General features: G+C 50.4%; 13 protein-coding genes. 5 read left to right on the top strand and 8 right to left on the bottom strand.

Annotated features, from left to right (window positions below; all coding sequences use genetic code 11):
- Positions 1-8 precede the first annotated feature (8 nt).
- The 5 genes from sufC to ACH0VJ_RS02850 all read left to right on the top strand — a co-directional run bounded on the left by sufC (position 9) and on the right by ACH0VJ_RS02850 (position 4,803).
- Positions 9-755 (top strand): Fe-S cluster assembly ATPase SufC, encoded by a 747-nt coding sequence (gene sufC, locus ACH0VJ_RS02870; protein ID WP_000948902.1) that lies wholly within the window; start codon positions 9-11, stop codon positions 753-755.
- The gene (sufD, locus tag ACH0VJ_RS02865; protein WP_000907929.1) at positions 730-2,001 is read left to right on the top strand and encodes a Fe-S cluster assembly protein SufD; all 1,272 of its coding nucleotides are present in this window, start codon (positions 730-732) and stop codon (positions 1,999-2,001) included. The genes sufC and sufD overlap by 26 nt, the downstream gene beginning before the upstream one ends.
- A complete protein-coding gene (sufS, locus tag ACH0VJ_RS02860; RefSeq protein WP_000143855.1) occupies positions 1,998-3,218 on the top strand; it encodes a cysteine desulfurase SufS in 1,221 nt (406 codons plus the stop codon). Before sufD ends, sufS begins: the two co-directional genes overlap by 4 nt.
- Positions 3,219-3,230: 12 nt before the next feature.
- The gene (sufE, locus tag ACH0VJ_RS02855; protein ID WP_079833516.1) at positions 3,231-3,647 is read left to right on the top strand and encodes a cysteine desulfuration protein SufE; all 417 of its coding nucleotides are present in this window, start codon (positions 3,231-3,233) and stop codon (positions 3,645-3,647) included.
- Between the two features lie 154 nt (positions 3,648-3,801).
- Entirely contained in the window at positions 3,802-4,803 is a 1,002-nt protein-coding gene (locus tag ACH0VJ_RS02850) for a L,D-transpeptidase family protein (protein ID WP_000817062.1), read from the top strand.
- Positions 4,804-4,869: 66 nt separating this feature from the next.
- On the opposite strand, the gene ACH0VJ_RS02845 is transcribed toward ACH0VJ_RS02850, so the two are convergent.
- The 8 genes from ACH0VJ_RS02845 to ACH0VJ_RS02810 all read right to left on the bottom strand — a co-directional run bounded on the left by ACH0VJ_RS02845 (position 4,870) and on the right by ACH0VJ_RS02810 (position 12,168).
- Positions 4,870-5,109, bottom strand: a complete 240-nt coding sequence (locus tag ACH0VJ_RS02845; RefSeq protein WP_000198780.1) for a major outer membrane lipoprotein — start codon at positions 5,107-5,109, stop codon at positions 4,870-4,872.
- An 80-nt stretch (positions 5,110-5,189) separates the two neighbouring features.
- The gene (locus ACH0VJ_RS02840; RefSeq protein ID WP_001521603.1) at positions 5,190-5,432 is read right to left on the bottom strand and encodes a major outer membrane lipoprotein; all 243 of its coding nucleotides are present in this window, start codon (positions 5,430-5,432) and stop codon (positions 5,190-5,192) included.
- 82 nt (positions 5,433-5,514) lie between these two features.
- Positions 5,515-5,751, bottom strand: coding sequence for a murein lipoprotein Lpp (lpp, locus tag ACH0VJ_RS02835; RefSeq protein WP_001082307.1), 237 nt, complete (start codon positions 5,749-5,751; stop codon positions 5,515-5,517).
- A gap of 310 nt (positions 5,752-6,061) precedes the next feature.
- Positions 6,062-7,474, bottom strand: a complete 1,413-nt coding sequence (gene pykF / locus ACH0VJ_RS02830) for a pyruvate kinase PykF (RefSeq protein ID WP_000751447.1) — start codon at positions 7,472-7,474, stop codon at positions 6,062-6,064.
- A gap of 401 nt (positions 7,475-7,875) precedes the next feature.
- Positions 7,876-9,219: an APC family permease gene (locus ACH0VJ_RS02825; RefSeq protein WP_000756097.1), complete on the bottom strand. Its 1,344-nt coding sequence runs from the start codon at positions 9,217-9,219 to the stop codon at positions 7,876-7,878.
- Positions 9,220-9,240: 21 nt separating this feature from the next.
- Entirely contained in the window at positions 9,241-10,134 is an 894-nt protein-coding gene (locus ACH0VJ_RS02820; RefSeq protein ID WP_001000508.1) for a proline iminopeptidase-family hydrolase, read from the bottom strand.
- A 58-nt stretch (positions 10,135-10,192) separates the two neighbouring features.
- A complete protein-coding gene (locus ACH0VJ_RS02815; RefSeq protein WP_000697185.1) occupies positions 10,193-10,930 on the bottom strand; it encodes a glutamine amidotransferase in 738 nt (245 codons plus the stop codon).
- Between the two features lie 11 nt (positions 10,931-10,941).
- Positions 10,942-12,168: a PfkB family carbohydrate kinase gene (locus ACH0VJ_RS02810; protein WP_000471809.1), complete on the bottom strand. Its 1,227-nt coding sequence runs from the start codon at positions 12,166-12,168 to the stop codon at positions 10,942-10,944.
- Positions 12,169-12,416 lie beyond the last annotated feature (248 nt).

Genomic DNA, 12,416 nt, shown 5'->3' with positions numbered 1-12,416 from the left:
GAAAAACCATGTTAAGCATTAAAGATTTACAGGTCAGTGTGGAAGAAAAAGCGATTTTGCGTGGCCTGAATCTGGAGATTCGCCCCGGCGAAGTTCATGCCATTATGGGGCCGAACGGTTCCGGGAAAAGCACGCTCTCCGCCACTCTGGCGGGACGTGAAGATTATGAGGTCACCGGCGGCTCGGTTACGTTCAAAGGTAAAGATCTGCTTGAACTGTCGCCGGAGGAACGGGCGGGCGAAGGGATTTTTATGGCCTTCCAGTACCCGGTAGAAATCCCCGGCGTCAGTAACCAGTTTTTCCTGCAAACCGCGCTGAATGCCGTGCGCGCCTACCGCGGGCAGGCGTCGTTGGATCGCTTTGATTTTCAGGATCTGATGGAAGAGAAGATCGCATTGCTGAAAATGCCGGAAGATTTGCTGACCCGTTCGGTAAACGTCGGTTTTTCCGGCGGGGAGAAAAAGCGCAATGATATTTTGCAAATGGCGGTGCTGGAGCCGGAACTGTGCATCCTTGATGAGTCGGACTCCGGACTGGATATCGATGCGTTGAAAATTGTGGCGGAAGGCGTCAACGCGTTACGCGACGATAAACGCGCTTTTATTATCGTGACCCACTATCAGCGCATACTGGACTACATCAAGCCCGATTACGTCCACGTCCTCTATCAGGGGCGAATTGTCCGTTCCGGCGATTTTACTCTGGTCAAACAACTGGAGGAGCAGGGTTATGGCTGGCTTACCGAACAGCAGTAAAGCGCTACAGCAATGGCAACATCTCTTTGAAGAAAAAGGAGAAAGTCGAACTGAGCAGGCAAGACAACATTTACAACAGATGTTACGTCTGGGATTGCCGACGCGTAAACATGAAGACTGGAAATACACGCCGCTGGAGGGCTTAACCCATAGCCAGTTTATCCAGCAGTGTGCGACTATCAGCGCCGCACAGCGTGATGCGTTGGCGCTGCAAATCGATGCCGTGCGGCTGGTGTTTGTCGATGGTCGGTTTATGCCAGAGCTCAGTGATAGCACGCAAAACAGCGGATTTGACGTAAGCGTCAGGGATGAGCGCCAGACGCTTGCCGCGCCGGTACATCCCGAGGTTTTTCTGCATCTGACGGAAAGCCTGGCACAATGTGTCACGTATATACAGGTACGGCGAAATCAGCGTCCGACCAGGCCGCTACTGTTAATGCATATCACGCAGGGCGTGGATGGCGACGAGCTGAACACCGCGCATTATCGCCACCATCTGGCGCTGGCGGAAGGCGCGGAAGCGACGGTTATTGAGCATTATGTCAGCCTTACAGCGGCAAAACATTTTACCGGCGCGCGTCTGACGATGAACGTTGCAGACAATGCGCAACTGCGTCATATCAAACTGGCGTTTGAAAATGCGTCCAGCTATCACTTTGCGCATAACGATCTTCTGCTGGCGACAGACGCCTCGGCGTTTAGCCACAGTTTTCTGCTGGGCGCCGCAGTACTACGTCACCACAGCAGCTCACAACTGAATGGTGAAAACGCGACGCTTCGACTGAATAGTCTGGCGATGCCGGTGAAAAATGAAGTCTGCGATACGCGGACATGGCTGGAACATAACAAAGGCTACTGTAACAGCCGCCAGTTGCACAAGACCATCGTCAGCGACAAAGGACGCGCGGTCTTTAATGGCCTGATTAACGTGGCGCAACACGCCATTAAAACCGACGGTCAGATGACCAATAATAACCTGTTGTTGGGGAAACTGGCCGAAGTCGATACCAAACCGCAATTAGAGATCTATGCCGATGACGTGAAGTGCAGCCACGGCGCGACGATCGGGCGTATTGACGATGAGCAGATGTTTTATCTGCAATCACGCGGCATCAGGCAGCAGGAGGCGCGGCACATGATTCTTTACGCGTTTGCCGCAGAGTTAACGGAAGCTATCCATGATAGCGCCCTTAAACAGCAGGTGCTGGCGCGAATCGGCCAGCGACTGCCCGGAGGCCTGGTATGACATTTCCTGTAGAAAAAGTACGGGCGGATTTTCCCATACTGCAGCGTGAAGTTAACGGCCTGCCGCTGGCTTACCTGGACAGCGCAGCCAGCGCTCAAAAACCTAATCAGGTGATTGATGCTGAATCTGCCTTCTACCGTCACGGCTATGCTGCGGTACATCGGGGTATCCATACGTTAAGCGCGCAGGCGACCGAAAGCATGGAGAATGTGCGTAAGCAGGCGTCGCGGTTTATTAACGCCCGCTCCGCAGAAGAACTGGTGTTCGTGCGCGGTACGACGGAGGGCATTAACCTTGTCGCCAACAGTTGGGGAACGGAAAATATTCGCGCCGGGGATAACATTATCATCAGCGAGATGGAGCATCATGCCAACATCGTTCCCTGGCAGATGCTGTGCGAGCGCAAAGGCGCTGAACTGCGCGTGATCCCATTGCATCCTGACGGTACGCTGCGGCTGGAGACCTTAGCTGCGCTGTTCGATGACCGGACCCGACTGCTGGCCATTACCCATGTTTCCAATGTGCTGGGGACGGAAAACCCACTGCCGGACATGATTGCGCTGGCGCGCCAGCATGGGGCGAAAGTGCTGGTGGATGGCGCCCAGGCCGTGATGCACCATGCTGTTGACGTCCAGGCGCTGGACTGCGATTTTTACGTTTTCTCCGGCCATAAACTTTACGGGCCGACCGGCATCGGCATTCTGTATGTTAAAGAGGCGTTGCTGCAAGAAATGCCGCCGTGGGAAGGGGGCGGGTCGATGATCTCGACCGTCAGCCTGACGCAGGGAACGACATGGGCGAAAGCGCCCTGGCGTTTTGAGGCGGGAACGCCGAATACTGGCGGCATCATCGGTCTCGGCGCGGCGATTGATTATGTGACGTCGCTGGGACTGGATAAGATTGGCGATTATGAGCAGATGCTGATGCGCTATGCGCTGGAGCAACTGGCGCAGGTGCCTGATATCACGCTATATGGCCTGGCGCAGCGGTTGGGCGTCATCGCGTTTAATCTGGGTAAACACCACGCTTACGACGTCGGCAGCTTTCTTGATAATTACGGTATCGCGGTACGAACGGGGCATCACTGCGCAATGCCGCTCATGGCCTGGTATGGCGTGCCGGCAATGTGCCGGGCTTCGCTGGCGATGTATAATACCCATGAAGAAGTGGACCGACTGGTGGCAGGATTAACGCGTATCCACCGCTTATTGGGATAACAGTGAGGTTTTATGGCTGCGCTACCGGATAAAGAAAAATTGCTGCGTAACTTTACGCGTTGCACTAATTGGGAAGAGAAATATTTATATATTATTGAGTTGGGGCAGCGCCTGGCGGAGTTAAATCCGCAGGATCGCAATCCGCAAAATACGATTCATGGCTGTCAGAGCCAGGTGTGGATCGTGATGCGGCGAAACGCCAACGGCATTATCGAATTGCAGGGCGACAGCGACGCGGCGATCGTTAAAGGCCTTATGGCGGTGGTATTTATTTTGTACCACCAGATGACGGCGCAGGATATTGTGCATTTTGATGTCCGGCCATGGTTCGAAAAAATGGCGCTTACGCAGCACCTCACGCCTTCTCGTTCTCAGGGGCTGGAAGCAATGATTCGCGCAATTCGCGCTAAGGCCGCCACTCTTAGCTAAACTGTACAGACAGCGTTCTACCTGATGTCAAATCCTTTGTCGGACGGCGACGTCGCTTTATCCAGAGTGGACAGAGCGTATATTTTGTTGTTCTGATAAGCGAAGCGCTACCAGTCGTCGCAGAGGGCATCACCAGGAATACAGGAGGTTTGGTATGAAACGTGCGTCTTTCATTACGCTAACTATTATCGGCGCGTATAGCGCGTTACAGGCAGCCTGGGCGGTTGATTATCCATTACCGCCCGAAGGCAGCCGTCTTATTGGTCAGAATCAAACCTATACCGTACAGGAAGGTGATAAAAACCTGCAGGCTATCGCCCGGCGTTTTGATACGGCGGCGATGCTCATCCTTGAAGCGAACAATACGATTGCGCCGGTGCCTAAGCCCGGTACGCTAATTACCATTCCCTCGCAGATGCTATTGCCGGATGCGCCCAGGGAAGGCGTTATCGTCAACCTCGCGGAGCTACGGTTGTATTATTACCCGCCGGGAGAAAACCGCGTTCAGGTGTATCCCATCGGCATCGGTTTGCAGGGACTGGAAACTCCCGTCATGGACACCCGGATAGGGCAAAAGATCCCCAACCCGACGTGGACGCCGACGGCGGGCATACGCCAACGTTCGCTTGAGCGAGGGATCACGCTGCCGCCGGTGATCCCTGCCGGGCCAAATAACCCGCTGGGACGCTATGCGCTGCGTCTGGCGCACGGTAATGGGGAATATCTCATTCATGGCACCAGCGCGCCGGATAGCGTGGGTCTGCGCGTGAGTTCCGGTTGCATTCGCATGAACGCGCCGGACATCAAAGCGTTATTTGCGCAGGTCAGAACGGGGACGCCGGTAAAAGTGATTAACCAGCCGGTGAAATTCTCTGTCGAGCCGAATGGCATTCGTTATGTAGAGGTACACAGGCCGCTATCGCCGGAAGAAGAGCAAAACGTGCAGACGATGTCCTACGTGTTGCCTGCGGAATTTACCGCGTTCAGAAACGCGCAAGGGGTGGATAGTCGCCTGGTCGATAAGGCGCTATACCGGCGAGCCGGGTATCCTGTCAGCGTGAGCGCCGGGCAGACGCCGGCGGTAAATACGACCGCAGTCGAATCCGCTCAGAACGGTTTTGTCGGGGAAGAGGGGCAAACGCGCGCGACGCAGTAGCCTTCGCAGCAAACGACGGACAAAAAAATGGCGCACGATGTGCGCCATTTTATATTGTGCGTCAAATTATTTACAGATGCGGAATACTTTGTTGTCCAGACGTTGGTTCGCGCGAGCAGCATCGTCTTTAGCAGCCTGAACGTCGGAACGCATTGCATTTACGTCATTACTCAGTTGCTCAACTTTAGCGCTCAGCGTCTGTACATCGGAAGACAACTGATCGATTCCAGCGTTGCTGGAACAACCTGTCAGTAACGTGGAACCCAGAACTGCTGCACCTAAGATCAGCTTGTTAGTACGGGTCATAATAATATCCTTATATTATGAATGGTTATTCGGGTAAAGAAATGGCGCACGATGTGCGCCATTTTATATCGTGCGTCAAATTACTTACGGACGTGGGATACTACTTTGTTGTCCAGACGCTGGTTCGCGCGAGCTGCGTCGTCTTTAGCAGCCTGAACGTCGGAACGCATTGCATTTACGTCATTACTCAGTTGCTCAACTTTAGCGCTCAGCGTCTGTACATCGGAAGACAACTGATCGATTTTAGCGTTGCTTGAACAACCTGCCAGTAACGTGGAACCCAGAACTACTGCACCTAAGATCAGCTGGTTAGTACGGTTCATAACAATAACATTATACTTTGTGTGGTTATGTGGGTAAAAAAAATGGCGCACGATGTGCGCCATTTTTATTACGCAGGTACTATTACTTACGGTATTTAGTAGCCTGGTTGTCCAGACGCTGGTTAGCGCGAGCTGCGTCGTCTTTAGCAGCCTGAACGTCGGAACGCATTGCGTTCACGTCGTTGCTCAGCTGGTCAACTTTAGCGTTCAGAGTCTGAACGTCAGAAGACAGCTGATCGATTTTAGCGTTGCTGGAGCAACCAGCCAGCAGAGTAGAACCCAGGATTACCGCGCCCAGTACCAGTTTAGTACGATTCATTATTAATACCCTCTAGATTGAGTTAATCTCCATGTAGCGTTACAAGTATTACACAAACTTTTTTATGTTGAGAATATTTTTTTGATGGGAATGCACTTATTTTTGATCGTTCGCTCAAAGAAGCATCGAAATGCATGAAAGTCCCTAAAAAACCGAAAGAAAACAGGGGGCTTCCATCGGATTCTTCTTAGATAATCCGCAATTAGATAGTAAAATCCGATTTGATTTTTTTATTAATAGTGGCTATCGATTAAATAAAAAAAGCGCCGGAAGGGCGCTTTTTTAAACAAATTAATTCACACAACAATTATTACAGTACGTGAACAGAGGCGGTGTTAGTGGTGCCGCTTGGAACCAGCGCGCCGGAGACCATCACTACGACGTCGCCTTTCTGGGCGAGGCCGCTTTGCAGGGCGACATCTTTGCCCAGACGGTAGAAATCATCAGTAGAATTGATTTCTTTCACCAGCTGCGATACCACGCCTTTGCTCAGTACTAACTGACGGGCGGTCACTTCATTGGTGGTCAATGCCAGGATGGTGGCGTCCGGGAAGTATTTACGCACGGCGCGAGCGGATTTACCGCCCTGGGTCGCTACCACGATCAGCGGCGCTTCCAGTTTTTCGGCGGTTTCTACCGCACCGCGGCATACCGCTTCCGTAATGCGCAGTTTACGGCTGTCGTTGTTGTAGTCCAGACGGCTGTTCATGACACGGTCGGTACGTTCGCAGATGGTCGCCATGATAGAAACGGCTTCCAGCGGGTATTTCCCTTTTGCGGATTCGCCGGACAGCATAACCGCATCCGTACCGTCGAGGATGGCGTTCGCAACGTCGCCTGCTTCTGCGCGGGTCGGACGCGGGTTTTTGATCATAGAATCCAGCATCTGAGTCGCGGTGATCACGACTTTACGTGCGCGGATACATTTTTCGATCATCATTTTCTGCGCAAAAATCACTTCTTCAACCGGGATTTCTACGCCCAGGTCGCCACGCGCAACCATGATGCCGTCGGAAGCTTCGAGAATTTCATCGAAGTTGTTCAGGCCTTCCTGGTTTTCGATCTTAGAGATAATCTGGATGTTTTCGCCGCCGTGGGCTTTCAGATGCTCGCGAATTTCGACAACGTCAGAACGTTTACGGATAAAGGACGCCGCAACAAAGTCAACGCCCTGTTCGCAACCGAAGATCAGGTCCTGTTTGTCTTTTTCAGCCAGCGCCGGCAGAGCAATAGAAACGCCCGGCAGGTTAACGCCTTTGTTCTCGCCCAGATCGCCGTTGTTCAGCACCTTACAAATGACTTTATTGCCTTCGATGGCGGTCACTTCCATACCGATCAGACCATCGTCAACCAGGACGGTGTTGCCAACGCTCAGGTCGCTGGTGAAGCCTTCATAGGTGACGGCAACGATTTCATTATTACCGACCACGGATTTGTCGGTGGTAAAAGTAAAGGTTTGGCCCGCTTTCAGCGAAACGTCGTTACCGCCTTCCAGTTTAATGGTGCGGATTTCTGGTCCTTTAGTATCAAGCAGAATAGCGGCTTTTTTACCAGTTTTGCTCATCACGTTGCGCAAGTTCTGGATACGCTGACCGTGTTCTGCATAATCGCCATGAGAGAAGTTCAGACGCATCACGTTCATGCCCGCGTCCAGCATTTTGCTTAACATCTCTTCGGATTCGGTTTTCGGACCGATAGTACAAACAATTTTCGTCTTTTTCATGACAGTCTTAGTCTTTAAGTTGAGGAGGATATGGAAATCTGGCTTCGGGCGCGCACGGCCCGGAAGCTAAGCCTGTGTTGCTAAAGTGATGATGCCTCGCTCTAAGGATAGGTGACATCGAAAGAGCGTGCAGAGGAATGTGTGCTCGCGTTTCAGCCCAACGGGAAGGGGATAATTTTAGTCGTTGAGTTTTACAGTCCAATGCGCTGAAACCATTCAAGAGACAATTGGCGCGCATTATACGCTGAAATTTACAAAAAAGGAAAATGAAAACCCTGTTTCAAAAGACATCTGTGCAGATCCACAACGGTTTGTTATTACGCTGTTTACGATGTCGCTGGCGATGACGCCGCCCGAATAGGGGCGGCGTTGCGCAACAGCTGGTGTTGTTGCGCATAATGTCAATCGAGCAACTTTTTGCCTTCCAGGTCGATGGCGATGTTTTGGTTGTGTGCTTTTCGGTAGCACAGTATCGCTATCCCGATCGCCGCCCAGCTAATTCCGAGTATCAGAGCGTGAATGTTCATGTTTAAACAGACGTAGCCGATGACGATCATCCCCATGATCGGCGAAATGACATGGGCGAAAATGCGCCGCTGGGCTTTCATCCGGAAATTGAACAGGATAAACACACACAGGTTCACGACAAAAAAAGCGAAAAGCGCGCCAAAGTTCACCAGCGTGGAGATAGATTCAATCTTGCCGGAAAACAGGTAGCTGAGCAGCAGGGTGACGCCGCCGGTAAACAGAATGGCATAATCCGGCGTTTTACGCGTGGTATGGACGTGAGCGAGGAAGGCGGGCAACATTCGGTCGCGCCCCATTGAAAATAACACTCTGGACACCGCCGTTTGCGCGGTAATAATGTTGCCGACGGCGCACACAAACGCCACAATGATGGAAAACGCCACTTTGAGCCAGATACCGCCAACGTTGCCGGCAATGGTGAAAAATGCTTCATTCGTCGCATTACCTTCCGCGAAGCGGTCGACGTTACCGGTGGCGAACGCCGCAAACGCCACAACGATAATAAACAGTACCGTCGCCAAAACTAACGCCAACAGTGTTGCTTTACTGACGGCGCGTCCCCCGCCTTCGCTTTCTTCACTTAATGTACTGATAGCGTCAAAGCCGAGAAAATTCAGCGCAGCCACCGAAATCGCCGTCGCGATGAGCCCAGGAGTGAACCACTGTGAATCGAAAAAAGGCCGGAAGGAAAGCGTTATCTGACTACTGTCCTGCATCATTAGACGGACAATGAGTAGCACGAAAATCGCCAGAATACCGAGTTGAATAAAGACCAGTAACTTATCAAATTTCGCCGTTTGCTGTATCCCGAGATAGTTGACTCCGGTGCCAATAGCCACATAAATCAACGGCCAGACCCAGACCGGGATTTGCGGTAAAATAGCGTGGACCGCGACGCCGCCCAGCACCGCTACGAGCGTAGGGAACAAAAGATAATCCAGCAGTAATATCCATCCGGTCAGAAACCCTACGGCGGGATTAATGCATACGCCAGCATACGCATAGGCCGAACCCGACGAGGAGATATGCTGCGATAAGGTAGAGTAGCTGTACGCGGTAAAAAACATCGCGATCGCGCCAATAATATAAACCAGCGCAACCATACCGTGCGAAAGATTATAAACGACGCCATAAAGAGAGACTGGCGCGATAGGCACCATAAACACCAGACCATAAAGCACTAAATCGGTAAGAGACAATTTTTTGACTTTTTTCATGATAAATACCTTAATGGCTTTTTATGCCAGATCGCGTAAAAACGCGCTTACCGCTGCGAGGCAGGGCGCGATATTTTCTTCATGCGGGTTATGGCTGCTGCCGGGAATAGTGACCGCGCGGCAGTCTGAAATGTGAGAGAGCAGCGGAGAGACGACGCGCTCGGTTGCCTGATCGTTTTCGCCGCGCAGTACCAGAACAGGACAGCGTATCTGGCACAAATGGGGCGTAATATCCCAGTCGGCAAGTTTGCCATTTGCCGCCAGTTCATTGGTTCCCCATAAAATGTGATAACCCGTAGGGTCGGCGGCGAACTGCGCATTAGATCGCTGAACATGAACGGCTTCTTCCGCGAGGGTATAAACGTGCCTGGCATAATAAGCGACCAGCTGTTCCGGTGGGTTTTGATAAATGACGGCGGGCATAATGACGTTTTTGATATCGTCATCGGACATTGGCGTCAGAGCGTTAAAGAGCCGTATGGCTTCCTGTTGCCACAGGGCGATACTGGCCGGCGAACTGGCCAGTATCGTCCCGCGAAGCCCGGCAGGCTGTAAGCAGGCGTGCTCTGCGGCAAGCATTCCGCCCCAGGAATGTCCCAGTATCGAATACCCGTGTCCAATACCCAGGTGATGAATTAATTGGGTTAATTGACGGAGATAACGCGCAATAGTCCAGAAAGACGCGTCAGCATGAGGAAAATGCGTTGAACGACCGCAGCCATATTGATCGTAAAATATTACCATGCGCCCGTCATCAGCCAGACGGCGATAATTTAATAAATAATCAAAGCCGCCAGAAGGGCCGCCGTGAAGGATAATGAGCGGCGTGAGTAATGATTTTCTGTCTCCATAAATCCGATAGCTTGTCAATATGTTTTCAGAAAACATTTCGCCATAGAGATAAGTATCATTCATATTCTTAATGACTCAGTGTGTGGCAGGGCAGGCGAAATTTATATTCGCCTGGGTAATATTATTTTTTTATTGTGTGTAAAACATTACACCAGAAGGTGGCGTAATGTTCCCATTGCAGAAACTGCGGGCTTCCCCAGTGCGGCGAACAATCACTGGCAAAGCAACATACTTTCCCTTTATGGTAAGTACCCATAACTAACAGTGGATCGCCATTAATTTCAGCAAGGACCTGACTATTTTCTTTGGCGATAAGCTTGTTATAGCCCAACAGCGGCGGCCATTCGCTAAATGGCTGGGTAATAATATGCTCTACCGCAGTATTTACTGCTTTACATCCTTGCGGTAGTTCTACGCGGTCATCTACATCCAGCATATCAACCGGCAATACTTCCGCCAGAACCGTATTTTTATAATTGGCTTTTGCTTCTATTCCCGTAAAGGATAAATACCCGCCGATCATTAACAGACCGCCGCCCTCAGCAACATAATCGGCGATAAGTTGTAATGCATCAGGAATAATGTCCATATTATAAAACGTTCTGTTTTGTAGCAGGAACGTATTGCTACCGATATCACTGATGACGATCGCATCATAGCAGGCTAATGCTTCGGCGGTTTGTGGAAAACGAGTTTGCACAATATGGGCAGGCATGTAGTCCACATCGATATTACCCTGGCGTAAGCAGGATAATAAATAGTCTGCGCCTTCTTCATATTTGCTCGATGTAAAGCTATCAAAACCTTTAGAGTGAATCATATGAATGTGCCATGATTCGCCAATAAATAAAATTTTCATTATGTCACCTGTTAATTAATGTTAATGACTTTATTAGATTGGGTACGCATTCGATGTAAAACCTGCAAGTGCTGAGGCATACTCGACGCACCGACTTGTTCCACCGCCAGAGAAGCGAAAGCGGAGGCATATTGAATGGCTGCGACCATATCTGCTTGTCGCGCCAGCGCGGCGGCTAAGGCGCCATTAAAAGCGTCACCGGCCCCGGCGGCATCTTTTACCACGGCGCTCCATGCAGGAATATACAACGTGCGGGCGTGCTCACAGAGCAGAGAACCACGGGCGCCAAGGGTAATGATGACTTTTTTCACCCCGGATTGCAGAATAATATTTCCGGCTTTTTTCGCATCATTAATATCAGTAATGGTTACGCCGGATAAAAAAGAGGCTTCAGTTTCATTCGGCGTGATGATGTCAATATCAGATAATAAATGCGTCACCTGTTTCGTATAGGGGGCAGGATTCAGCATGATCATTTTATTTTCTTGTTTGCCCAGACGAATAAATTCAGTCAACGCTTCAATGTTCGTTTCGAGCTGCATTAACATAACGTCAGACTCGGCGATATAACGGTGTTGCTCGTTAATCTCTTGCGTGGTGAGCATCATATTGGCGCCAGGGTAGATGGCGATAATATTATCGCCATCCACGGCGGAGACATAGATCAATGCGCTACCGGTGGGCGCTTTATCTGTTTGATACGCGCTGTATGAGGTGATGCCTGATTGAATAATATGATTCATAGCAAATGCGCTGAACTGATCTTTGCCCACTTTAAAAATAAAATGTGCCGCAGCGCCGGCATTGTTTGCCGCTAAAGCCTGGTTGGCTCCTTTACCTCCAGGATAGAATCCAAATTGACTGGCCAGAATGGATTCTCCGCTTTGTGGAAACCACGGCACGGTTGCTGAAACATCAATATTGAATGAGCCTAAAACACACACCTTGCCTGCTTTTTTTGGGTTTTCCCGGCGCAGTTTTGCATCCTGATGGATTGGCGTGGCGATAGTGCTGGAGATATCAATCTTATTTTCAGTGATAAGCTTACTCAGCGCGTCACGGTTTAAAATCCCTCCGCCATAGCAACGCTGAAGCATACCTGATTTCTGGAAATAGCGTAGATCGGAACGAATAGTCTCCTGGCTAACCTTATAAAGGTCTGAAAGTTTACTGACGCTAACACTATTATCCTTTATCAGTAAATTAATGATGGCATGACGTCTTTCTTCTTTAAACATATTGCCTCCGGGTAGTGAGTTGAATTGTATTTATGGCAATGTTGTCATGCGGTGAATTCAATCACAGATTATGCGGTCAACCGGAAGTAACCCCAAATGAATGTCAATAATCAGAAGCGCAGCCAATGTGTTAAATATTAATTGCTTACAGAAGGGGGAAATAGTTTTGTGAGTGTTGTCATATATTTTCTATGTAATATGACGGGGTGAACGTAAAATAGTTGGGCTTGCACGATTCAGTGAGTATA

It is taken from the genome of Salmonella sp. 2020_1459, assembly GCF_043847915.1.
GTDB lineage: Bacteria > Pseudomonadota > Gammaproteobacteria > Enterobacterales > Enterobacteriaceae > Salmonella > Salmonella enterica.
This window is presented reverse-complemented; position numbering and strand designations above follow the sequence as displayed.